This is a genomic window from Ligilactobacillus sp. LYQ60 (assembly GCF_045033015.1).
In the GTDB taxonomy this organism is placed as follows: Bacteria; Bacillota; Bacilli; order Lactobacillales; family Lactobacillaceae; genus Ligilactobacillus.
Genome location: NZ_JBJFZV010000003.1, coordinates 71068 through 96108, shown reverse-complemented (window position 1 = coordinate 96108; position 25041 = coordinate 71068). Strand labels below are relative to the sequence as shown.

The window sequence follows — 25041 nt, the reverse complement described above, 5'->3', positions numbered from 1 at the left end:
AATGAAAACAAAAATCCTGTAAATTGCAGCAAGTTGTTATATTCAACTAAAAGCGAACGCGCTATAATTGTCTGGTGGTAGCCGATTCTGGAAGACTGAATCGGGGTGAGGAGAACAGTATGGAGCAAAAAAAGACGTATATTACGGGATTTGATGGGTTACGTTCGCTGGCGGTTGCGTTTGTAATTCTGTACCACTTGTTTGTTTACCAGTTTAAGGGTGGCTTTATGGGGGTATTAATTTTCTTTGTATTGTCAGGATATCTGGTAACGAGCTCGATTATTCGGGAGTGGACAACAACTGGACGGTTCGACCTGCTTAGTTTCTATTGGCGGCGAATTCGCCGGCTGTATCCAGCCTTAGTAGGAGTCCTAGCAGCGACACTGGGATATATTGCGTTTTTCCAACGGTCCCTTTTGGTTCATATTAGGGGAGCAGTTATTAGCAATCTTTGCGGGGTGTATAACTGGTATGAGATTGCACACCATCAATCGTACTTTGCTCGGTTTGGGGTGCAGTCCCCATTTACCCACCTCTGGTTTATGGCGATTCAGTTTCAATTTTTAGTAATTTGGCCCTTCCTGATGGTGTTTCTCTTTAAGTTTTTGCACGAACGGCGGGGAGCCCTGTTTCTCAGTTTAGTGGGGTTAGCGTTGTTATCAGCTCTTTTAATGGCTGTTTTATACCAACCAGGAAAGGATCCATCCCGGGTGTACTATGGGACGGATACCCGAATCTTTGCCGTCTTTATCGGGGCGGCCTTGGCGATTATCTGGCCGTTAAACCGGTTAAAATCCCGGCTTGATTGGGGACGGCGGACAACGTTTGATCTTTTAGGGTTTAGTGCACTGGTTGTAGTAGTTGTTATGTGTGGTTTTTGTGACGACGAGCGGCCATGGTTATATAGGGGAGGGATGTTGCTGTTTTGTATTGCAACGGCCATTCTGATTGCAATGGTTGCCCATCCCGGGGCGGATATGAACCGGGCGCTTTCTAATCGGATTTTTACGTGGATTGGTCAGCGGAGTTACGGGATTTACCTGTACCAGTACCCGGTGATGGTTTTGTTTGAAGCAAAGGTCAACGTTGCTCCTCACCCGGTAGGTTACGCGTTGATTGAGATTATTCTTATTCTGGTAGTTAGTGACTTATCCTACCACTTGATTGAAAAGCCGATTGCTCAGATTAAGTGGGGGCAGATTCGGGCGTCAATTCACGAATTCGGCAAACGTCATTCCCGGTACGGGTGGCATCGCTTAGCCGTTCTCCCGGTGCTTGCGTTGTTAGCAGTGGGGCTATATGGCTTTTGTTCCCCGGCACCGCAGCAGCCTAACCCAGAAAATGGAAGTCAAGCATTGCAGCAGGCAATTCAAAAGAACCAGCAGGTGGTAAATAAGCATAATGCGGCTTTGGCACACGGAAAGAGTGGTCAGCAGACGGTTAACTCTAGTCAACAATCTTCTGGGCCTAAGCTGCCGCCGACAATTCGGTTAACGGTCGCTGAGCAACAGCAAGCGCAAAAAATGAAAATAACGGCAGTAGGTGATTCCGTGTTAGCGGATTCGTCCGCCGCACTGCAGAAGATTTTCCCGCAGATGTTTATTAATGCGAAAGTTGGGCGTCAGGTTGATCAGGCCATTCCGGTTCTTCAAGACCTAAAGAAGCAGGGTAAACTCAATGGGCCCTTGCTGGTGGTTGAAGGAACAAACGGGCCGTTTACGGATGATCAAATGAAACAAATCATGCAACTAGCGGGGAGCCGGCCCGTTTACTGGGTAAACGTCCATGTTCCAACGCGATCGTGGCAGAATGAAGTGAATGCTAAGTTAATGGCTAGCAAAAAGAAGTACAAGAACTTAACGATTATTAATTGGTATAAGTTCAGTGATGGGCATACTGATTGGTTCTATGCCGATAACGTACATCCGAATCCATATGGACTAAACTTCTTCAGTAACTTTGTTGCTAAGCAAATTCTTAAGCATCATTCAGTGAATTAGTAAAATAGTGACTCCAAACAAAAAACGGGTGGAATAGAAGGGGAAAGCCAAGCGAATTACCTAATTCGAGGGCTTGCAATCTTTCATTTTACCCGTTTACTTTACGCTATTTAATAAGTAACCTTCCTGCGGCAATCCGGTAACCGAAAATTGGCTGATTGGCTTGTTCCGAGGAGGCGCGCCAGTCAAGGTGAAAAGTGGGTGCGTAATGCTTTAGTTGGTGTTGGAGTGCTTTAATGGTGATGGGCTGGGAAGTAGGAACCAGTGTTAGGTGGTCGTGTATTAGGGGCCCCCGGGTTACTGGGATTGCTGGGGTAGCATCGTAATAGACCGGGGTTGTGGGGGCGACGCCAGTGGTTATGCTTAGAAAATCATGGATTAACGTTTGAGACCCTTCTTTCAAAATTCGTGATTAGCTTAGTTCTACACTAAAATACCAAAGCGAAGCATCTTTTTCCCTTAAAGTTCCGAAGAATCTGCGCTATAATGGCACTAGTTTTGTGAGATAAGGGGTAGAATTGATGAATAAGTTATTTAAATTGCGGGAGAACAATACGACCGTTAGCACCGAAATTGTTGCGGGATTAACAACGTTCTTCGCAATGTCGTACATATTATTTGTTGCGCCTAATATTTTAGGAACGACAGGAATGCCACGTCAAGCAATTTTTCTGGCAACCATTATTGCATCGGTTATTAGCACATTAGTGATGGCATTTTTTGCAAACGTTCCGTACGTGTTGGCTCCAGGACTTGGGCTTGCCACTTTCTTTGCGTACACCGTGGTTCTACAGCTAGGATTTACCTGGCAGCAGGGATTGGCCCTCGTATTTCTGTGCGGGGTGATTGATGTTTTGATTACGGTGACTAAAATCCGACAGCTGATTATTCAGGCGATTCCGCCGGTTCTTCAACACGCGATTGGTGGGGGAATTGGATTATTTGTGGCGTATATCGGGTTAAAGAACGCCGGTTTTATCAAATTTATCGTGGATAAAGCTGGGATTACGAGCATTAACGGTGCTCCATATCATCCAGCAGTAACCCACTACGCCAGTGGGGTGCATTCTTTTGTGGCCAATAGTAGTGCTACTCCTGCCCTGGTAAACTTCAACCACGCTGCACCGCTGGTTGCACTATTAGGACTGTTAATCATGGTAGTACTGTTGATGTGGAACGTGCGGGGGGCAATTTTAATCGGAATTATTGTCACGACGATTATTGGGATTCCGTTTGGGGTGACTAACCTACACGTTGCGGCCGGCGCCTCGTTGGGAACGGCCTTTCATCAGCTCGGAAGTACGATGGGGGCTGCCTTTGGTGCTCAGGGAATGGGTGCATTATGGAGCCATCCGGGGCGTTTGTTACTCGCGGTAATGACAATTTTCGCCTTTAGTTTATCCGATATTTTTGATGCAATTGGGACGTTTATTGGAACCGGGATGCGTTCAGGAATCTTTACGACAACCGATCATCAGGCCCTTGATCAGGGAATTGGGATGAATAACAAGATGAGCCGTGCGTTGATTGCCGATGCGGCCGGTTCAATCATTGCAGCAATTTTTGGAACATCTAACGTTGAAACGTTTGTGGAAAGTGCCTCAGGAATTGGTGCTGGTGGGCGTACGGGATTAACGAGTCTCACCGCCGCCGTGATGTTTGCCTTGAGCAGCCTGCTAGCTCCAGTAGTTGCGATTGTGCCAGATGCGGCAACAGCGCCGGCGTTAATTGTTGTGGGGATAATGATGATGGCGTCATTTGCTAATATTGAGTGGGCGAACCTCGAAGATGCCATTCCAGCATTCTTTGCAGCGGGATTTATGGCGCTATGTTATAGCATCGCTTATGGAATCGCGGCTGGCTTCATCTTCTATATTTTTGTAAAGTTGGCCAAGCGGAAGGTGAAAGAAATTCATCCGATGATGTGGATATGTACGGCCCTGTTTATTCTTAATTTTGTCGTATTGGCGATTATCGAATAGTTTATGATGAGAGGTTAAGACGGATGTCTTAACCTCTTTGTTATTTTTTAGTAATCAGTGGCAAATAAAGAGAAAGATTATGACGGGCTGAGGTTTGCCAAAATCCGTGATAGAATAGCTTTGTGTGCCATTAATTGGCAAATAAAGAGAAACAGGGTACGAAAAATAATGGAAATTGAATTTTTAGGAACTGGCGCTGGCTCTCCGGCAAAGTCCCGCAACGTTACGGCTGCCGCATTAAAGCTGTTAGATGAATGTAATGCGGTGTGGTTGTTTGACGTTGGTGAAGGCACCCAACACCAAATTTTACGGACGACAATTCGGCCGCGAAAGGTCACACGAATCTTTATTACGCACCTGCACGGTGATCATATTTTTGGGTTGCCAGGCTTCTTGAGTAGCCGGTCGTTTCAGGGAGGAAGCCAGATGGGACCGCTAACAATTTACGGTCCCCGAGGAATTCAGGAATATGTTCGAACAAGTTTGCGGGTTTCCCAAACGCACCTAGGATATTCGCTTAAGTTTGTTGAATTTATGCCTAACGAAGCGGGGATTGCCGTTGACGATGAGCATTTTCGGGTGGAGTATGCACCGCTCGACCATCGGATTCCGTGTGTTGGCTACCGGGTGATTGAAAAAGATTATCCAGGAGAGCTTCAGGTTGAGCGGCTCAAGGCTGACAATATTCCAGCGGGTCCGGTCTACGGGCAACTGAAGGCCGGAAAGACCGTAACGCTTCCGGATGGTCGGGTTATTTCAGGGAAGAACTACGTTGGGGAGCCAAAGAAGGGCCGAGTTGTGACGATTCTAGGAGATACCCGCCAAACAGCCACAATCCGGCAGCTTGCTCACGGGGCAGATGTTCTTGTTCACGAAAGTACGTTTGGAAAGGGGGAAGCGCGGTTAGCGCGGAACTACTATCATTCAACGTGTATTCAAGCAGCAACGGTTGCCCGTGAAGAAGGGGTGAAGCAGCTTCTTTTAACGCACATTTCTGCCCGGTACGTGGGACCGGCCATTAAGCAATTGATTCGCGATGCCCGGGATGTTTTTCCAGCAACCCGGGTGGTCAGGGACTTTGACGTAATTCCGGTGCCATTTTCCGCTGGCAGTTAGGAGGAAAACTGATGAATCATCTTTGCCATTCTCAAAGAATTGCAGGGCGGGTCGTTCTTATTATGGGAGCATCATCGGGGCTGGGTGAGCAACTTGCGTATGCATTTGCTAGTGAGCATGCCCGAATAGTTGTTTGTGCCCGGAGGAAAGAGCAGCTAGCCCGGGTAGCCCGAAAGTGTGCTCAGATATCTGGGCAACCGGCCACCCTGTATCTTATTGATGTTACGGATTCCTGTGAGGTGGAGCAAACAATTGCAACGATTGAGCGGCAGGTAGGGCCAATTGAGATTGGGATTAATTGTGCGGGGGTTGGCAAGATGATGCCGGCCGTTGAAATGTCTTCGGAAATTACCACGCAAATGTTTCGGGTTAATACGCTTGGTACTATTATTGCTAGCCGGGAAATGGCGCGGTTAATGGTTACCCGACATTCCGGAACGATTGTGAACGTTGCTTCGAGCGCGGGGAAAATTGCGACTCCCAAAGCGGCAGTTTATGCCGCAACCAAGGCAGCTGTAATTGCGTATTCAAACGCTCTGCGCCTTGAACTACGGCAAACAGGAGTGCACGTGCTTACGATTAACCCTGGGCCAATGCGCACGTCTTTTTTTGCCCATGCAGGGGTGGCAAGTGATTATCTTGATCAGTTAGGGCCGTTAGCCCTGGTGCCAGAAAAGGTCGCTGGCCAGGTGGTCCGCGCTGTTCTTACCGGGAAACGGGAGTTGAATACGCCGTGGATATTTGAAGCGGCGCACCGGGTGTATGATTGGGTGCCTCGGATAGCTGACCGGTTGACAGCAACGGTGTTTAATAAGAAATAGGGGTAATAAAAATGAAACAACAATTGAAATTGATTGGGGCTGTTTTTCTTGCATTAATTGTGGTTATTTTTGCGATGGTGAATTTTCAGCGGGTAACAGTTAATTTTTTGTTTGGAACTGTTCGGCTGCCGTTAGTGGTGATTATTGTGGGGACCCTTTTTATTGGAATGATTATTACCTTTATGGGGGCAATGCCTACTATTTTGCGGCTGAAAACGCAAAATAAGCAGCTGCTTAAGAAGCAGGAGAATAAGAAGAACTCCCAGGAAACAAATAAATAGGTGGTAAGTTGTGGTTGAAGCAAAAAGTAAGTGGGTGCCACTAAGGGAAGATCCTGCTGTTGATTACGAGCAGTTAGTTCAGCAGACGGGACTAAGCCGGTTAGTGGTTACTCTTCTAGTTGATCGCGGTTACCGCACACCTGCAGCAATTAATGACTTTTTACACCCTCAGGAAACTGATTTACATGATCCTTTCCGGATGCATGGTATGCAGGCAGGGGTTGCGCGGATTAAGCAGGCCATCGTCGCGGGCGAAAAAATCGTGGTATACGGTGACTATGACGTTGATGGTTTGACAAGCACTGCTATTATGGTTGAAACCCTTGAACAGCTGGGCGCGAATGTTGAAGCCTACATTCCTGATCGGTTTAAGGATGGTTACGGGCCGAATAAAGCAGCGTATGACCGGTTGATTGCTGCGGGCGCGCAGTTAATTGTGACCGTTGATAATGGTGTTTCTGGAAAGGATGTAATTGCGGCTACGACAAAGCAGGGGGTGGACGTGGTTGTAACCGACCACCACGAACTCCCAAGGGAGCTTCCCGCGGCAAGCGCAGTCATTCATCCTCGTCATCCCGCGGGTCGTTATCCGTTTGGAGGGTTATCCGGCGCAGGCGTTGCCTTTAAGGTGGCTTCTGCTCTCCTAGAAGAACCACCAGCTGAGCTCCTTGACCTGGTAGCGTTGGGGACGGTGGCGGATCTTGTGCCGTTAATTGACGAAAATCGCGCACTCGTGACGTTTGGGTTGACTGCTTTGCGGACAACCACCCGGCCGGGTTTGCAAGCGCTATTAAAGGCGACAAAAACTGCGCCTGAAGAGATTGATGAGGAAACGATTAGTTATACGTTAGCCCCGTGCTTGAATGCGTTGGGACGAATGGAACAAGCCCAGGTGGGAGTTGAACTACTGACCACCTTTGATCAAGAACGGGCAACGGAATTAGCAGAACACCTGACGAAGTTAAATGATCAACGAAAACAGCTGGTCGACCAAATTACCACCGAGGCAGGAGAGTATTTAGCCCACAAGAAACATTCCCATGCGGTAAACGTTGTATGGGGAACTGATTGGCACGAAGGGGTTTTAGGGATTGTTGCGAGTCGGTTGGTTGAACAAACCGGGAACCCCACGGTGGTGTTGAATTATGATGGCACGCGGGGCGAAGCGAAGGGCTCCGGGAGGTCGGTTGCGGCCTATAACCTTTTTACCGCTTTAGATGGTCACCGGGATTTGATGACAAGTTTTGGCGGGCATCATATGGCGTGTGGATTAGCTTGTACTAGGGAAGCCTTACAGGATCTCCAAACGGTTCTTGATGAGGAATATTCTGCGCAAGTTACCCAGCCAGAAAAATCTCCTTTAACCATTAGCGGTCGCCTTTCGGCCCAACAAGTGACGGTAAACCTAATTGATGAGTTAGCAGTGCTTGCGCCGTTTGGCCCTGATAATCCTAAGCCCGTCTTTGAAGTTACCGGGGTAACCCCGCCAGTAATTAGTGCGATGGGAAAAAAGCGAGAGCATCTTCGGGTAACTTTTCAGGAAACGCAGCTGAATGCCGTAGCCTTTTCTGTTGGAGACGTAATCCCACAGCTCAAACGGAAACGGGCCACTCTTCGAATTGTTGGCGAACTGAGTAAAAACGTTTTTTGGGGACGGGTTACTCCGCAGGTGATGATTAAAGACATGATGACGACGGATACTGATGAAGCGTCGTTTGGACCAATTAAGGTGATTGATAACCGAATTCATCGGTGGGGTCCGAAATTGTTTACAACCCCGGGGACCTACGTGTGTTTTGATGAACGGTTAGCGAACCAGCTGATAGCCCACCTCCCACCCCGAAAAAACGTGACGGTTTGTTCGGCAAATGCGCCGCTTAATCCAGTAAGAACCCTAACGGTGGTGGATTGCCCGCCTAACCGGAATCAGTTTCAAAGGGTGCTGCGGGAAGTGTGTCCAGCAGTAGTGCGGATTTTTGCCCATCACGGGACTGCGAGGCTGGGTTTGCCAAGTCGAGCACAATTTGGTAAACTCTATAAGTTCGCCCGGCAACATCACCAAGTTGATGTGCGGCACCGGTTCGGGGAGTTGGCAGCGTACCTTCACCTTCCGGAAAACGACCTGGTGTTTATGGTTCAGGTGTTACAAGATGCCGGATTAGTGACGATTAATGCGGGGTTGATGGACGCGCAAGTACCAGTACAAACGGTTGATTTGACGGTACAACCCCGGTATAAAGCGCGGGCGGATGCGGTGTTGCTTGAGCATCAATTACTGGATAGTTCGGTAAGTGCCCTAACGGCATTGGTACAAGAATTGGCTGTAAAGGCTGCCCAGTAAAGGAGTATTACAAATATGTCATTAGATTTAAGAGAGTACGTCGCAAGTATTCCTGATTATCCGGAAAAGGGAATAGTTTTCCGGGATATTTCACCACTCTTAGCTAACGGCCCTGCTTTTCGGAAAGCAACGGATCAGATTGTTAAGTTTGCTAAGGACAAAGGGGTTGAAATGATTGTCGGACCGGAAGCACGGGGGTTTATTGTTGGCGGTCCGGTTGCCTATGAACTTGGGGTTGGTTTTGCCCCCGCCCGGAAGAAGGGGAAGCTTCCCCGTGAAACCGTGAAAGCGGAATATAGCTTAGAATACGGAACTTCCGCTCTTTATATGCATAGGGATGCGGTTAAACCAGGACAGCGGGTCCTTGTTACGGATGATCTGCTGGCGACTGGCGGAACCATTAGTGCTACGATCGACCTTGTTGAGCAACTTGGCGGGATTGTTGTGGGGTGTGCCTTTTTAATCGAGCTTACGCAACTGAAGGGGCGTGAGCGGATTAAGGGGTACGACACGTTGGCATTAATGGGTTTTGCTGGCGAATAGTTGAATGTCATTAATTAAGGATATTGAAAAGGTGGCAACTGAATAGTCAGTTGCCACCTTTTTATTTTTCTTGTAAGGTTATTTCTACCTACGTGTCCGTTTTAGTCTTTTAAGTGAATCACGGTATTGATATACTACCCAAAAGATTGCCAGGAAACTGACAAGTAGTCCCATATAGAAGAACGGTGGGGTGTACGTCATTTTGATAGTGTGTTTTCCTGGCTTGACGTTAAACGCCATGAGGGCTTGTTGGACTTTAAAGGTTTTTACCCGGTGACCATCAACCCGAACGTGCCAACCCTTTGAATACGGGATGGTAGTTGTTACGATGTGCTTATCGTGTGGAACAGTGATTGTTCCAATAATTTTTCGGGAGTTAAACCACGTAACGTGGAGAGAATACTTTTGAACATCCTTAAGTCCCTGGGTGACAGCACGGTTATTCATCTGGTACAGAACAAAGTTTTGGAGTTGAATACTTGGTTGAGTGTAGTCAATTGAGACCTCCACCTGCTGGTGTTTATTCTTGCTTGCAACGTTCGCAATCACTGTGTGCCGGAAATTTCCATCTTGGCAAAGTGGTTGATCATTTAACGAAATAGTAGCGTTATTATTTTGGCTCGCCAGTGTTGCTCCTAGTGTCAGGTAGTAAATATCATTAGAATCAGGGACAAAACTCAGGTCAATCTTACCGTCATTACCCTGGTTCTTTTTCGAGAAGACCCGGTTAGTGAGCGTGTTCCCGCCAGTTGAGTTGGTGTATCGAACGCCGTTAAAGTCAGCAACCTTAAAGTAACTACGCTGCTTTTTATTCCCTAAAACTGCATTTAACCACTCATTTTGGTATGCAATTGGGTTATCATACATTGCTGGCATGTGTTTGATCTTATCACCAGCTGCGTATGCAATTCCTGCGGCATACGGGTTCTTAAAGATTGCCGTATGTGTAGTTGAGCCTACCCGGTCGTAGAGCGACAGGTTGTTAATTTCAGTTAACTGGTTGAGCGGAGGCGTGGTTTGGTTTGTTGTTGGGGCAATTGCGTACTTCATGTTGAGTAACCCGTCCGATACTACCGTTCCATTACTGTAAGAAACGTTATTGTCCCCATCAAGGTCCCCAATTTTGCCGTAGAAATCGGGGATAGCTTTTTCGAGGGCGGAGCTGAAGTATGAACCGGTGTTCATGTTAAAGGCAAGCCCATCGTTGCGGTCGCGGTTATAAAGCTCGCTTACCCGGTAGAATCCATTATCAAGTTCATGTAGTTGGCGGCTATCAATGGCTAACTGGGTTGCGGGGACGTCATAGTCGCTCTTTGAAAGGTACGTAATACTGCCAAGGGAGAAGATAACATTAGTTCCCATTTCGCCTAAAACCGTACAGAAAAGCAAGATGTTCCGGAGGTGAACGAACCGATCAGTCGGTTGAATAAATAGAAGCAGAAGAATCGCAATTCCAAATGCTAGTGAAAAGTAAAGCTCAGTGGAGTTAACGTAACCAAATTTCTTAATATTAACGAAGTTATAGGTAATTATCCCCCCGAATAAGAGCGCGCCAACGCTCGCTTGCCCCCATGTGACCGTGAGGTGTTCGTTTTTAAACGTTACCGCTGCCAGAAAGACCATCCAGAAGCTAATTACGAATGAGAACCGGCACGGATACCAAACAGGAAATTGGAAAGCGTGCCAGAAGAGTACGAGGGGATCAAACGTCATTGAGACTACAAGGAACGTACTTATTGCCAAGGCAACCAGCCGTTGTTGCCAACTAAAACGGGTTGTAAGGAAGTAAATAATGGTTCCAAAGAGGGCCAAACTTCCGACAAAGACGTTGGGTAACCCCCATGACATTTGGTTAAAGCTGTAGGCTCCAAGGACCATCTTGGACATAATCTTTGGCAGGAAGAACTGGAACTTAGTAGTCATTGCCTGGGTGTACGCCCCTTTACTGTTAAGCAGGGAGTAGGCTGTTGGTAAAAGAGTAATTGCCCCGAGGGCGGCAGCAAGGAGGGAACGCTTAATAAATAACCAGCTGTCCTTAAAAAATTGTTGGCGTGAAATGTGGCGGGTTGCCTCAAACCAGCAGAAGAAAAGCACTAAGAAGATGCAGATCATGTATCCCATGTAATAGTTAATGATCAGCATTAACGCAAGTATCAAGGAATACGCATACCTGTTTTTTCCCTCTAACATGTTCATTAAGGTTAAAACGATTAGTGGTAGAAAAATGGCAGCGTCGAGCCAAAGTAAGTTAAGCTGGTTAGCCACAAACCATGCCATTAGGGCGTAACTGGTTGCAAAGGCGGGGATTAACACGCCTCTTTGTAGGTTACGTTTTTTCAGTAGGTACCCAAGAGCCAATCCAGCTAAACCGTATTTGAGAACCGTGAGCCATAAGATTCCTGCAACAATGCTGTTGCCTGGAAAGAAGAGCAAAATCAGGTTAAACGGGCTTAATAGGTAGTACGCAACGTCACCGAACATCCCGCCGCCGATGGCCTTACTGAAGGAGTAGAAGAAGCCGCTTGGATGCAGCAGGATGTGCTTAAAGTAGCGGAAAAAATCGACGTATTGTTCTCCTAAATCAACTGTTAAAATTGTTTGGGAACCAAAGGGAGCCATATGCCGATAAATGAAATAGCCCAACATGATAACTGCGGGGCACAGGAAACTTAGGATCAGCTGGTAGTGATCTGTTAAAGTCTGTTTGATGCGCTTAATTGTAAAAACCTCCAGTTTATTACCGATGATATTCTTCCTTAGTTTACCACGTTAGGGAAAAATAGATTCCGTTAACTAGGGGATGAGGCATCGGAATTCGTTCTACTCGTTACATGAAAATATGGTAAGATTGATTCTGAACTAACGTCTGAAATCAGGGTGTTTAAGGCTCCCTGATAAGAGGGAGAAGAGCGGAATGAGGAAATCACTCGGTAAAATTAAGTTTAAGCAACGGAAGAGAAGTCCGCGGGATAACAAGTCAATTGTCCCGTTCCGGTTAAATCTTCTATTCTTTTTGGTTTTTGTGCTATTTGTGATGCTAATTATTCAGATGGCGCACTTACAGATTATGCAGGGTAAACGGTTTGCGGCGGAAGCAACGAATAATTCAACCAAGGTTGAAACCCAGAATGTCCAGCGGGGAATGATTTTTGATTCAACCGGAAAGGTGCTTGTAGGAAATGACTCTTCGCGAGCAATCACCTATACAAAGCCATTAGACGTAACGAGTGCTCAGATGTATCAGGTTGCGAACGAGCTTGGAAAGTTTCTTTCCGTGGAAACAAATACGTTAAGTTCCGCGCAAAAGGCTGAATACTACTTAGCTAATCCCAGAAATAATGCCCGTCTAGTGAAGAAAATTAGTGGTGCTAATACGATGACTGGCGGAAAGTTGACAAAAACGGAATTAAATTATGTTCAGCAGCATCATTTGGGACAAAATTTATCGGCAGCGCAGCAGAATGCCGCAGTGATTTTTAATAAAATGAACGGAGCCTTATCGTTATCAACTGTGTACATCAAGACGAAGGATGTCAGTGATAAGGAAATGGCTCTGGTCGGCGCGCACATGGCCCAGTTACCCGGAATTCAGGTGGGAACGAGTTGGAGTCGGAATTATCCAAATGGGGATTCGATTAAGAGTATCGTCGGGACGGTAACGACTCAAAAACAGGGGCTTCCCGAGAACCAGGTAAATGAACTATTGGCCGAAGGGTACGCCCGGAACGATAGTGTTGGTTCTAGTTACCTCGAATCGGAGTACGAGAACGTTCTTAAAGGAACCAGAAAGACGATTAAGGTTGAAACTCAAAACAACAAGATCAAGAAAGAAGTCGAAGAGTACGGTGGGCAAAACGGAAGTGACCTTCAGTTAACGATTAACGCTAAGTTTCAGAATGATTTGCAGGGGATTATCCAAAAGCAGGTTAATAGTCTTTCCGGAGCTAGCCCGCAATGCCAAGGAGGATATGCCGTTGTGATTAATCCAAATAATGGGGCAATAATTGGCATTGCTGGCGTCCATCGTAACCCTAAAACGGGTAAACAATCGTCAGATGCGCTTGGAACAATTAATCAGGCTTTTGCAATGGGTTCAGTAATTAAGCCTGCGATGGTAATGGGGGGGCTTCAGAGCGGAGTTATTACGCCAGAAAATAATATAATTGAGGATACGCCAATCGTTTTGCAGGGAATTGCGCGGATTGCTTCTTGGTTTGATCAAAATGGGAAGACATTAACGATGAGTTTAACGGCGCAAGAGGCATTGGAGGTATCTTCTAATGATTACATGGTTAAGTTAATTATGAGGATGGGAGGATTTAAGTATGCCCCGGGTAAGAAATTGAAAATGCCTGCTTCTATTTTTACACAGTTACGAAATAACTTTGCCCAGTTTGGACTTGGAGTTAAAACAGGGATTGATATTCCAGGTGAAACAACAGGAATGAAAGGACAAACTGGGGAAAAGCATATTGGTAATGCTTTGTATATGGGATTTGGTCAATTTGATACGTATACAACTATGCAATTAGCCCAATATATTTCGACTATTGCAAATGGTGGATATCGGGTACAACCACACGTTCTGGATACAATTCGTCGTCCGACAAAGGATGGACGCTTAGGAGCGATCCAATATAAATTTAGTTCACGAATACTGAACGTTGTACAAGCATCACCAGCGCAGTGGAATGTTATTCATGAAGGAATGTGGGATGTAGTCCACGGGAATAACCCTTATATAACTGGGAAACCAATGGCAGAGATTAAGCCAGCAGTTGCTGGTAAAACGGGACAGGCGCAAACTGTGACAGATGGCCATGATACGTATACCTACAATGCAGCGTCGTATGCACCGTATAAGCATCCACAAGTAGTAGTCATTGTTGTTTATCCGGGAATTTCGGCTGATGTAAAGAATTTTACTGCCGAGATGGATACGACGAAGGATATTTATAATGCGTATTGGAAAGATGTCCAAACTAATGATGGACTCCACTAAAATTACTTTGATATAATTAAAACGGATTTTGTCAATTGAGCGAGGCGAATTAAATGATATTTGAGGATAATTTGTCATTAAACGATTTTGAAAAATTTGCAGTAAATCATCCTTTGGGGCGTTTTATGCAAACAAGCGAGCAGTTGAAGGTAACCGGTCGAAAAAAAGAAGTGGGATGTGTTGGTGTATATGATGATAAGCATCACTTAATCGCTGCTGCTCATTACTTTATTGACCATTCGCATATGGGGAACGTTTATTCGATTAAAGGCGGACCATTATTGGATTATAAAGATGAGAATTTATTAGATTTCTTTTTACATTCGTGTAGTGAATATTTTAAACAGCAGGGGGCATTATCGTTTCGAATTACTCCTCCTTTGGATCGGAAAGAGTTTGACGAGCATGGAAATGTATTGGTGGAAAAGAATGATGCATTAATTAAGCACATGCGTCAGCTTGGATTTCGGCACTTTAGCCAACGACCAATTAGGGACAATAGGTTACCAGCGGTTGGCTTAGGGTATGAATACCGTAAAGATCTTCGAAAAGTTACAAGTGTATCTGAGTTACGTGCAACTTATAATAAAAGAGCAAGAAATGATGTGAAACGTGCGGAGCGATTTGGCGTATATTTGGAAAAACTTGATTATAGCCAGCTCGGGGAGTTTAAAAAATATACTCAGCGGACAGCAAATGAGCGAAAATATCCAGATCAAAGCTTAGAGTTTTACCAGCAAGTTTATCGTAATTTTGGTGATGATGTACTTTTTGTTGAAGCTAAATTAAATTTGAAAAAATTCGTAGTTAAATGTCAAAAGGAAGAGCAGAAAATGACCCAAAGGATTAATGGTTTGGAGGAACAATTACGGTCTAGAAGCTCTAAAAAGGTAAAGAGTAAGCTAAGTCAAGCTAAACAGCAATTACAGCAAACAAGACGCTCGCTTAAGAAAGCACAGGATGAACGTAAAAGGGAAGGTGATGTAATTATACTTTCGGGGGGAATGTTTTATGTTCATCCTCAAGAAATGGCGTATATGTTTAGCTTTACAGATAAACAATACAGTAATTATTATGGGCAGCATTATTTAATGGATTATATAATGCAATTGGCGGTTAAGAAGCATATTCCGATATATAATTTTTATATGGTAACAGGGCTTTTTGATGGAACAGATGGGGTTTTAAAATTTAAGCAATTGTTTAAAGGGAACACCTATCAAACGATTGGCTGGTTCGAGAAACCGCTTAAGCCGTTTCGGTATTATGTGAACACTTTAATTCGAAAGGCCTTAAGAAAAGAAGAAATAAGATAGTTATAGAGGAGTAGGTAAAATAAATGAAATTCGTAGAGAATTTGGATTTCAATAAATTTGAAAAATTTGAGATGTGTCATCCCCAAGGACGCTATATGCAATCACGCGGACAGTTGAAGATGAACGAAGTGTCTAAGCAAGTGGGCTGTATTGGTGTTATTGATGACGATAATAAGCTGATTGCAGGTGCCTTTTATTTTATTGACCATGCTCGGATGGGAGATATTTATTCGATTTGGGGTGGCCCATTATTAGATTATAGTAATGATGAGTTGGTTGATTTCTTTTTTAAGAGTGCTGAAAGTTATTTTAAAAAATGTGGAGGGGTGGCTTTTCGGTTAACTCCAGTTCTTGATTTTCAGAAATTTGATGATGATGGACGGGTTGTTGAGAAATATAATCAGCATGTTTTAGGGCATTTAACAGCCTTAGGTTATAGAAATGTTCCTCAAAATCCGATTACTGATAATCGGATGCCTAAGGTTGGAATGGGCTATGAGTATAGGAAAGACCTTCGTGGAATTAAAAATAGTGGTGAGTTACGTTCAACTTATGATAAGCGTGCGCGAAACGATATTAGGCGGGCTGAGCGTTTTGGCGTGTACATAGAGCGTGTTAATTACGATGGTTTAGGCTTATTTAAGAAGAATACGGCTAGTACAGCTGAAAATCGGTCATATCAAGACCAAACTCTCGAGTTTTATCAACATGCATACCAGAGTTTTGGGGATAATGTCATGTTTGTGGAGGTAAAACTAAATTTAGTTGATTTTATTAGTAAAAGAGAAAATGAGATTATTTCTCTAAAAACAACAATTAGTGAGCTTGAAAAACGTTTAGTAAGTGCCAATTCCAAGAAACTAAAAAGCAAATATTCTCAGGCAACTAAACAGCTTGATAGGTTGAAGAAGGCAGTTGATCGTGCTAAGGAAGAGAAGAGTAGGTACGGAAAGATTGTGACTTTATCCGGAGGGATGTTTTATATTCAGCCGCAAGAACTGGGTTACTTGTTTAGTTTCACAAATAAGCAGTTTTCTAATTATTATGGGCAGCATTACTTAATGGATTATATGATGCGGCTAGCAATAAAGAAGCATATTCCAACGTATAATTTTTATATGGTAACAGGTTTATTTGATGGTTCGGACGGTGTATTGAAGTTTAAGCAGCTTTTTAATGGAGCCACGTACCGAACGTTAGGGTGGTTTGAAAAACCTTTGCGACCCGTTAGGTTTTATTTAGACCGTGTGGTAAAGAAACTAACAGGTCATATTGATGATATTAGGTGAAGTTATTGAGGGAGGTTTAGGTTTGTAATATGATACAAACTTGTATGGAAAAGCGGAATGCGACAATTGATTTTTTTAGAATAATTGCAGCAGTGTTGGTAATTGTTATTCATGCAGGCTTAAGGGGCCTTTTTGGGGTATCTGTGACGGTTGCGTTATATGCTGTTCCCTTCTTTATGTTGGTTACAGGGTATTTTTACTTCATAAATCCGTCACGTGAGCGGCTTAATAAGGTTATTAAAAAAACGCTGTGGTTATGGTTTATTTGGATGATAATTTATTTACCTGCTGGAATTAAGATATATGTACGTGCGCACGCAGAAGGAGCAAGCGCACTAAGGATGGTTTTAGACAGTGTGGTAGGCGAAAGTGTTTGTTATGGTGGAAGTTGGTACCTAATGGCAGTTGTTGTAGGACTACTAGTTGTTGATTATTTGCGGCGTCATAATTTAATGGCCTTGTGCCACACAATTGCTGCGGCTATCCTGATAATTTTGTGTTTTGATACTAATTATCGCCCAATAGTAGCACATGTACCAATGGTTCATGTTAATTTAGCAACAACGGTAATTACCGGGATACTTTGGATCGATATCTCGTATATTATTGCCACGAAGAAAGAATGGTTACTTGAACATTTTGGCGAATGGCGTTGGTTCATTATTGCCGTTGCATTAACGGTGTGTGAATATGTGATGCGGCGGTGTACGCTTGGGGAATTAAGTATGAAGTATAACGATATGTGGATAACATTACCAGTATCCATGGTTTTGATTTTCACTGTTATATTAAAACACCCAAACATGCAACCTAAAGAGCATGCTATTAAGTTTCGTGATTTTGCTACGTTATTATTTTTCATTAGCTTTGGGGTAATAGATGTTTGTCGGCTACCACAAAGTGTAGGTGGTTGTACACTGGTAATTATAATTACTGCTTTCTTAGCGGCGTTTATAATGATGTTGTCGCATCGAAAATCTTTTAAATGGCTAAAGCGGTTGTATTAATTATTATAGAACTGGGATGTAAATAGTAAGATATGGTATATTTTAAGTTAATTTGAATAAAAAATACCTATTCTGTAGGATATAGTGATTGGAAGTTAGTTGATTTTTGTGTATGCATACGGGATAGTTCACATTTTATAGAAAGAGTGGTTAATTTTTCCTAGAATTGTGTTCTCTTCGGTACAGAAAGGCTAATGATAACAGAGGTAATGTTATAGAATGAATTTTTTGTTAAATTTCATCGAGGATAAAAATTCGATAAAGAGTTTTTCAGCAACGTGATATTTTTAATCTAGTGGACAAGTTAAAACTTAAAAGTAGGGAAATCCTATTTGCTATATATTGAACGTGTTGGTTAAAAAACTATATAAGTTTGTTTTTATAAAGTAGTATATTGGTAATGAAATCATAACGTACTATGATGGTAAGAGTTAGTCATAGATTTCAATGATAGGGTTGCTGTTGCTAGCCAGTAAAGAGTTGTGGTTAACAGTATGAACAGTTCCAAGAATGTTGTGAATAGTGGACAATGAAAAGGTAGTTCAGCCAAAATTAACGCAAATGCTAGTTTAAAATTAGGCGACGATCAGTCCAAGGTTAACGATCCGTCACCATTGAAGAATAATATGCCCAAGCAATCTCAGTTAATTAGCAGCGGCAAGGATGATAATCGTCAACAAGTAAGATGATGTTAAGGATGATTAAGGGTTATTTAGAAAATGGATAAAGTGTCTTAAATGTTCAGGCTAAGGTAATCCAAGATCAGGAGAATGTTGGTAAGATTATAAGTAACTGGGACAATTATAAGTCAGTTGGGTAAAATTAATGGTTTAAAAATAGTAAATATTAAGTAAGTGAGAAATAAATAAATTAAATAATATTCACGTCTATTTGATTTAAATCGCATTGAAATTATAAAATTATGTTAGTCAACAAGGTATAGATTAGGATGGGATATACGAGGAAGTATCTGAATCCCCTATATAGGATTTAAATTATTTACAATGTTAAAGATATTATGGGATGTGTGATGAAAATTATTGGTGAATATTTTTTAATAAATATGACTGTAGAAGATATAATTCGTAAAGATAGCGGTGATGATTATAGACACCGTGAATAACTACCTGATCCTGAGCCATTATGAATTATGGTTTTGGAAACAATGTTTTGGAAAGTAGTAAGTATATTAGCCTTAGAGCAATTAATATAGTGGATGCCGTTTTGTAGGATGCCGAAAATCAGTTAAAGAGTAATTAGCAGGTATTGTAAAATGATTAATACGATAAATAGTGTGTAAGAATGCTGATTCTATTTTTAATGAGAAGCAGTCAGAAATAGTTATAGTAAGATTAATGAGATTTTAATGACTTGCAAACGCGTAGGATCAACTGGACAACAATCAGAAGACATTCACCTATTTCCTTGCTGACATCGCTGATGCCAAAAAGATCTTAGTAGACGCTCAGAATGATTACAGCAATGCAGTCCAGGCGGCTTAATCAGGCTTAAAAAAGCGTATACCAGGACCCCTTGTACCCTTGTAGAAGATGAACGAATTAGGGTCCACATTGAAGGCGAATGAGTCATACGACATGATGTCTGTTCAGTATATTAAGTAGCCAATGACGAGTACTGAAATCAGTAATCACTACGTCATCAAGTGTTACGGCGGTATTAGCATTAATCATACAAGGCCGGGGACGCCGATGTTGTGTACGCTAATACGATAACGGCTAACAAGCAGGCTGCTAAGAAGTCTCTTTCAGATACTGGAGATGCTTAGAACAGCGTTATTTCAGTGGCCGAGATTCTTGGGTTAGGATTAGCCGGAGTTTTAAGTGTGTTTGGTTTAGCTGAGCGGAAGAAGCGGAACTAAACCAAAAATTATCCATTTTCGTATCAAGCAGAAAGCTACCGTTGTGGCGGTAGCTTTTTGTTTGCAATGAGAAATTGACTGGTTTCCCCCGGACTTATTATAATAAGGTCAACGATGACTGAACGGAAGGTAGGAGCACGATGGATTTAAAAGCAATGCAGGAGCGCCAACGTCATATCCGTAATTTTTCAATTGTGGCCCATATTGATCATGGGAAATCGACGCTTGCTGATCGAATTCTTGAGTTAACCGACACTGTTTCCAAACGAGAGATGCAAGATCAATTGTTGGATTCAATGGATCTCGAGCGGGAGCGGGGAATTACGATTAAGTTAAACGCGGTGGAATTGCACTACACAGCGAAGGATGGAGAAACATATATTTTCCACTTAATTGATACCCCCGGCCACGTGGATTTTTCGTATGAGGTTTCCCGGAGTCTAGCAGCGTGCGAGGGGGCATTGTTGGTTGTTGATGCAGCGCAGGGGGTTGAAGCGCAAACGTTGGCTAACGTATATCTAGCCCTCGATGATGATTTGGAAATTTTACCCGTGATTAATAAAATTGACCTCCCGTCAGCTGAACCCGAAAAAGTGCGCCAGCAGATTGAGGATGTAATTGGGCTTGATGCTAGCGATGCGGTATTAGCGAGTGCCAAGAAGGGGATTGGAATTGAGGAGATCCTTGAACAAATTGTTCACCAGGTGCCCGCACCAACTGGAAATTTGCAAGCCCCATTAAAGGCATTGATCTTTGATTCTGTCTACGATGATTACCGCGGAGTTGTTTTGAGTGTCCGAATTGTGGAAGGAACCGTTCAGGCCGGCGATCGAATTAAGCTGATGAACAGCGAAGCGGAATACGAAGTAACCGAAGTAGGAGTGAACTCCCCGAAACCATTAAAACGGGATGTGCTAATTGCCGGAGATGTTGGTTACATTACCGCTAGTATTAAAAATATTCAGGATACTCGGGTGGGGGATACCGTTACCAATGCGGATCACCCAACCGATAAGCCGTTAGCCGGCTACCGGGAGATGAGCCCGATGGTGTACTCTGGGTTATATCCGACAGATAACGCAAAGTATAACGACTTACGGGATGCCCTAGAAAAGCTCCAGTTGAATGATGCAGCGCTTGAATTCGAACCAGAAACTTCCCAGGCACTGGGTTTTGGATTTCGATGCGGGTTCCTTGGATTACTGCACATGGACGTTATTCAGGAACGACTGGAGCGGGAATTTAACCTGAGTTTGATTACCACCGCACCATCGGTAACCTATGACGTTGCATTAACAAACGGTCAGCATAAGGCTGTGGCTAACCCGGCGGAAATGCCCCCAGCAACGGAAATTAAGCAGATTAATGAGCCCTTCGTGAAAGCAACGATTATGGTCCCCAATGATTATGTCGGAGCGGTGATGGAGTTGTGCCAACGAAAGCGGGGACAATTTGATACGATGGAATACCTTGACGATTACCGGGTAAATGTTATTTATGACATGCCGTTATCGGAGATTATCTTTGACTTCTTTGATAAGCTTAAGTCGAGCACCCGAGGATATGCGTCGCTTGATTATGAGTTAAACGACACGCAGCCAAGTGAGCTTGTAAAAATCGATATTCTGCTAAACGGGGATAAAATTGATGCGCTGAGTTTCATTGCTCACAAGGAATTCGCAGAAAAACGCGGCCGTGAAATTGTGATGAAGTTAAAAAAGATTATTCCGCGGCAAAACTTTGAAGTTCCCATTCAAGCAGCAATTGGTGCTAAAATTATTGCTCGGACCAATATTAAGGCTTACCGGAAAGACGTTACGGCACGGATTCATACCGGTGACCCAGACCGGCGGGCGAAGTTATTGGAAAAGCAAAAGCGGGGCAAGAAGCGGATGAAGGCCATTGGTAAGGTGGATGTTCCGCAAGAAGCCTTTATGGCGGTTTTAAAGACTGACGAGGAACTTGATAATAAGTAAGGGGCGAACAACAGTGAAAAAGCAACCGGCACAACGGTACATACAACCGAAGAGTGTCCGTGAAGCGATGACAGTAATTCAGGATTTGTTTAACCAGTACCGTCATGCCCCCGTAACCCCTGAACTGTTAAACTACCATGATGGGCTTATTCAGCGGCTGCAGTCGGATATCTTTGTTGCGGCATTGCGGGAAAATAATTCCGTGCAGCAGAAACAGTTGGGAACGATGATTCAAGCGATGAAGACATGGCGCCAAATTAGGGTAAGTGGGCGGCCATTTAATGGTAAAATGAAGAATTTTAAGTTAGTTACTAATAGTGGCCCGCACTTTAAGCAACACGTTCATAAAATTAAGGGAAGTCATAATTACCGCGGCGTGCGGCATTAATTGGAGTGAGAGACGGAGGAAGCTTATGGTAGAAGAAATTACTGCCCCGGGGAATCACCGGGTTAAGGATTGGGCTAAATTACAGACTAGTCGGGGGCGTAAAAAGCAACACCGTTACCTGTTGGAAGGGTGGCACCTGGTGAAAGAAGCCTTAGCAGCCCAAGTTGTCATTAATGAACTGATTATTGTCGCTGATGAAACTAGCTTGTTGGACGATTTATCAATTCCAAATGACTGTGAAGTGGTGATGATTACCCGGGAGATTGCCCAAAAAATTAGTTCAACGCCCAGTCCGCAGGGTGTTTTTGCGGTGGCTCCCCTTGTTGATCAGCAGCCCGTAACTCCCAACCAAGCTCAGGGAGCATGGCTCTTCCTTGACGGAGTGCAGGATCCAGGAAACATTGGAACAATGGTACGAACGGCGGATGCGGCCGGATTTAGCGGGGTTGTATTTGGACCCGGAACGGCTGATTACCATCAGCCGAAAATTATGCGTTCAATGCAGGGTAGTCAATTTCATCTGCATCTGGTGACAACGTTAAATTTAGGAGAGTGGGTCACGACGTTTAGGGACCGTAAAATACCGGTTTTTGGGAGTGAACTAAACGTGAATGCTCGTGATTATCGGACCGTTGGTCAGCACCAAGATTTTGCGTTGGTAATGGGAAATGAAGGGAACGGCATGAGCGCTGATTTACTTCACCAAACAGCGATGAACCTATACATTCCAATTGCTGGGCAAGCAGAATCATTGAACGTTGCGGTAGCAGCCGGAATTTTGATGTTTCAGTTAATTGACGGTTAAGAATTAATAAGGCTGTTAGTTTAGGCTTGAATTTTTACCAGGTCCGGGCTACGATACGCATTGAAGCGGTTATTTTGCTGACAAAGGGGTAGTCATGCATGAAACAGGGAGAATGGAAAACTGATTCAGTATATGTTGGATACGTCCGTGACTTATTAGAACATCCGGAAGTTCAACGGTTAGCAAACTTTGTTCAGCACCACGCAACGACGCGGTTGGAGCATTGTCTTACGGTTTCGTACGAGAGTTATCGAATTGCCCGTCGGCTCCATCTTGATGCCCGGGCAACCGCGCGAGCGGGATTATTACATGATTTATTTTACTATGATTGGCGAACAACCAAGTTTAGTCTGGGGACGCACGCTTGGTTTCATCCCCGGATTGCACTTCGCAATGCGGAAAAAATTACGCCATTGACCGCAAAGGAACGTGATATCATTGTTAAGCATATGTGGGGGGCAACCCTTGTTCCGCCGAAGTATCCTGAGGGTTATGTGGTAACACTTGTTGATAAGTATGCTGCAATTGAGGAGTACAGTACCCATGTGTTAACTGATACTAAACACCTGGTTCAGCAACAGTTAACAACTAAATAATTGAAAGGAATATGTGATGCAGGCTGATTTTCAATTATGTCCAAAATTTACGAAGATCTTTAGTATTCTTGGTAAGAAGTGGAACGGATTAATCATTGATGTTCTCTTAACGGCGGGGCCGCAACGTTTTCGCGATTTAGCGGCCAAAATTAATAAGTGTAGCGACCGTGTTTTGGTTGAACGGTTAAAGGAATTGGTTAAAGAGGGACTTGTTGAAAAGGTGGCGGTTGATGGCTGTTGCCGGGAACAATATCGGCTGACCGAGCGGGGCCAAGATCTCCAAGCAATGATGATTGCCCTTCATGAGTGGGCAGATAAATGGTATACAACTACTGATTGTGAGTAGCTTGACGTCTACTGGGCTGACAGGTTAAAATTTAGGCGAAGATTTTAAAGGCAATGATGGAAAAAAGTAATCGTTTGGAGAGTTCAGAGAGGGACTGGTGCTGGAAGTGTCCCCTCAATAAACGATGAAGTTCACTTCCGGAGCTACTGTTGGGAATTAATGAATGAAAAACAGTTCGGGACGCCCGTTATCCGTAAAGAGTGTTGGTGACCGTGTGTCACCAAAACTAGGGTGGTACCGCGAAGCCTCGTCCCTATTTGGACGGGGTTTTTTGATTGCCTTTATCTGTGGGAAAGGAGTACACTGATGGATTTAACGACACAACTGGGACAATTGCGGGATGAAGGACTTGGCGCAATTCAAGAAGCGACAGGACTTAAGCAGTTAAATGAAATTCGGGTTCATTTTCTTGGAAAAAAGGGGCCGATTACGGCGGCTTTACGGGGAATGAAGGAAATTAACCCGGAGGAACGACCACGGGTTGGAAAGTTTGCCAATGAGGTGCGGGATGCATTGCAACGGGCAATCGCTACAAAGCAAGATGAACTTGAAACTGCTCAGATGGCGGCTAAACTTGAAAAGGAAACCCTGGACGTGACCTTGCCAGGAACACCTGTTAAAACCGGAACGGCGCATGTTTTGCAGCAGATTATTGACGAGATTGAGGAGCTTTTCTTGGGAATGGGTTACCAGATAATAAATGGTCCCGAAGTTGAAGAGGAGCATTATAACTTTGAGATGATGAACCTACCAAAGGATCATCCGGCCCGCGATATGCAGGATACGTTCTACATCACGAAGAATATTTTAATGCGGACCCAGACGTCCCCGGTTCAAGCACGAACCCTTGAAAAACACGATTTTAATCAGGGACCACTTAAGATGATTTCTCCCGGGAAGGTCTACCGGCGGGATACGGATGATGCGACCCATTCACATCAGTTTCACCAAATTGAGGGGCTTGTGGTTGACCGACACATTACCATGGCTGACCTTAAAGGGACCCTCCAACTTCTGGCCCGGAAGATGTTTGGGGCGGACCGGGATATCCGGATGCGGCCGAGCTATTTTCCGTTTACTGAACCATCAGCAGAGGTTGATGTTTCGTGTTTTAAGTGTGACGGCAAGGGATGTGCCGTTTGCAAGCAAACTGGCTGGATTGAAGTGTTAGGGGCCGGAATGGTTCATCCTAATGTTTTGTCAATGGCAGGTGTTGATCCGGAAGAATATGGTGGCTTTGCCTTTGGATTAGGGCCGGACCGCTTTGCAATGCTGAAGTATGGGGTTGATGACATCCGTAACTTTTACCTGAATGATGAGCGGTTCTTAAAGCAGTTTGCATGGAAGGGATAA

General features: G+C 44.1%; 18 protein-coding genes and 1 other annotated feature. Of the genes, 17 read left to right on the top strand and 1 reads right to left on the bottom strand.

The window, feature by feature from the left end; all coding sequences use genetic code 11:
* Window positions 1-119: 119 nt before the first annotated feature.
* The 7 genes from ACI3EZ_RS04160 to ACI3EZ_RS04130 all read left to right on the top strand — a co-directional run bounded on the left by ACI3EZ_RS04160 (window position 120) and on the right by ACI3EZ_RS04130 (window position 9084).
* Window positions 120-2000 (top strand): acyltransferase family protein, encoded by a 1881-nt coding sequence (locus tag ACI3EZ_RS04160; protein WP_405025622.1) that lies wholly within the window; start codon window positions 120-122, stop codon window positions 1998-2000.
* Between the two features lie 521 nt (window positions 2001-2521).
* Window positions 2522-3982: an NCS2 family permease gene (locus ACI3EZ_RS04155; RefSeq protein ID WP_405025621.1), complete on the top strand. Its 1461-nt coding sequence runs from the start codon at window positions 2522-2524 to the stop codon at window positions 3980-3982.
* 168 nt (window positions 3983-4150) lie between these two features.
* A complete protein-coding gene (rnz, locus tag ACI3EZ_RS04150; RefSeq protein ID WP_405024189.1) occupies window positions 4151-5098 on the top strand; it encodes a ribonuclease Z in 948 nt (315 codons plus the stop codon).
* An 11-nt stretch (window positions 5099-5109) separates the two neighbouring features.
* Window positions 5110-5919, top strand: a complete 810-nt coding sequence (locus tag ACI3EZ_RS04145; RefSeq protein WP_405025620.1) for an SDR family NAD(P)-dependent oxidoreductase — start codon at window positions 5110-5112, stop codon at window positions 5917-5919.
* A gap of 11 nt (window positions 5920-5930) precedes the next feature.
* Window positions 5931-6200, top strand: coding sequence for a lipopolysaccharide assembly LapA domain-containing protein (locus tag ACI3EZ_RS04140; protein ID WP_405025619.1), 270 nt, complete (start codon window positions 5931-5933; stop codon window positions 6198-6200).
* A gap of 10 nt (window positions 6201-6210) precedes the next feature.
* Window positions 6211-8541, top strand: coding sequence for a single-stranded-DNA-specific exonuclease RecJ (gene recJ / locus ACI3EZ_RS04135; protein ID WP_405025618.1), 2331 nt, complete (start codon window positions 6211-6213; stop codon window positions 8539-8541).
* A 15-nt stretch (window positions 8542-8556) separates the two neighbouring features.
* Window positions 8557-9084, top strand: a complete 528-nt coding sequence (locus tag ACI3EZ_RS04130) for an adenine phosphoribosyltransferase (protein ID WP_405025617.1) — start codon at window positions 8557-8559, stop codon at window positions 9082-9084.
* Window positions 9085-9168: 84 nt separating this feature from the next.
* Here the strand turns inward: ACI3EZ_RS04130 and ACI3EZ_RS04125 are convergent, their stop codons facing one another.
* Window positions 9169-11748: a YfhO family protein gene (locus ACI3EZ_RS04125; protein ID WP_405025677.1), complete on the bottom strand. Its 2580-nt coding sequence runs from the start codon at window positions 11746-11748 to the stop codon at window positions 9169-9171.
* Between the two features lie 250 nt (window positions 11749-11998).
* On the opposite strand from ACI3EZ_RS04125, the gene ACI3EZ_RS04120 reads away from it, so the two are divergent.
* The 10 genes from ACI3EZ_RS04120 to pheS all read left to right on the top strand — a co-directional run bounded on the left by ACI3EZ_RS04120 (window position 11999) and on the right by pheS (window position 25041).
* Complete coding sequence (locus ACI3EZ_RS04120; RefSeq protein WP_405025616.1) at window positions 11999-14086, top strand: peptidoglycan D,D-transpeptidase FtsI family protein; 2088 nt, start codon at window positions 11999-12001, stop codon at window positions 14084-14086.
* Between the two features lie 53 nt (window positions 14087-14139).
* Complete coding sequence (locus tag ACI3EZ_RS04115) at window positions 14140-15402, top strand: peptidoglycan bridge formation glycyltransferase FemA/FemB family protein (protein WP_405025615.1); 1263 nt, start codon at window positions 14140-14142, stop codon at window positions 15400-15402.
* A 23-nt stretch (window positions 15403-15425) separates the two neighbouring features.
* On the top strand, window positions 15426-16691 hold the full coding sequence (locus ACI3EZ_RS04110) for a peptidoglycan bridge formation glycyltransferase FemA/FemB family protein (RefSeq protein WP_405025614.1): 1266 nt from the start codon (window positions 15426-15428) through the stop codon (window positions 16689-16691).
* Between the two features lie 29 nt (window positions 16692-16720).
* Window positions 16721-17698 carry an acyltransferase family protein gene (locus ACI3EZ_RS04105; RefSeq protein ID WP_405025613.1) on the top strand — a complete coding sequence of 326 codons (978 nt, stop codon included), beginning with the start codon at window positions 16721-16723 and terminating at the stop codon, window positions 17696-17698.
* Between the two features lie 2019 nt (window positions 17699-19717).
* Window positions 19718-21553: a translation elongation factor 4 gene (gene lepA / locus ACI3EZ_RS04100; protein WP_405025612.1), complete on the top strand. Its 1836-nt coding sequence runs from the start codon at window positions 19718-19720 to the stop codon at window positions 21551-21553.
* 67 nt (window positions 21554-21620) lie between these two features.
* Window positions 21621-21941 (top strand): hypothetical protein, encoded by a 321-nt coding sequence (locus tag ACI3EZ_RS04095; RefSeq protein WP_405025676.1) that lies wholly within the window; start codon window positions 21621-21623, stop codon window positions 21939-21941.
* Between the two features lie 25 nt (window positions 21942-21966).
* Window positions 21967-22746 (top strand): TrmH family RNA methyltransferase, encoded by a 780-nt coding sequence (locus ACI3EZ_RS04090; protein WP_405024174.1) that lies wholly within the window; start codon window positions 21967-21969, stop codon window positions 22744-22746.
* Window positions 22747-22844: 98 nt separating this feature from the next.
* The gene (locus ACI3EZ_RS04085; protein ID WP_405025611.1) at window positions 22845-23342 is read left to right on the top strand and encodes an HD domain-containing protein; all 498 of its coding nucleotides are present in this window, start codon (window positions 22845-22847) and stop codon (window positions 23340-23342) included.
* Between the two features lie 16 nt (window positions 23343-23358).
* Window positions 23359-23688, top strand: a complete 330-nt coding sequence (locus ACI3EZ_RS04080; RefSeq protein ID WP_405024172.1) for a winged helix-turn-helix transcriptional regulator — start codon at window positions 23359-23361, stop codon at window positions 23686-23688.
* Window positions 23689-23732: 44 nt separating this feature from the next.
* Window positions 23733-23946 (top strand) — a binding site (T-box leader).
* Window positions 23947-23994: 48 nt separating this feature from the next.
* Complete coding sequence (gene pheS / locus ACI3EZ_RS04075) at window positions 23995-25041, top strand: phenylalanine--tRNA ligase subunit alpha (protein ID WP_405025610.1); 1047 nt, start codon at window positions 23995-23997, stop codon at window positions 25039-25041.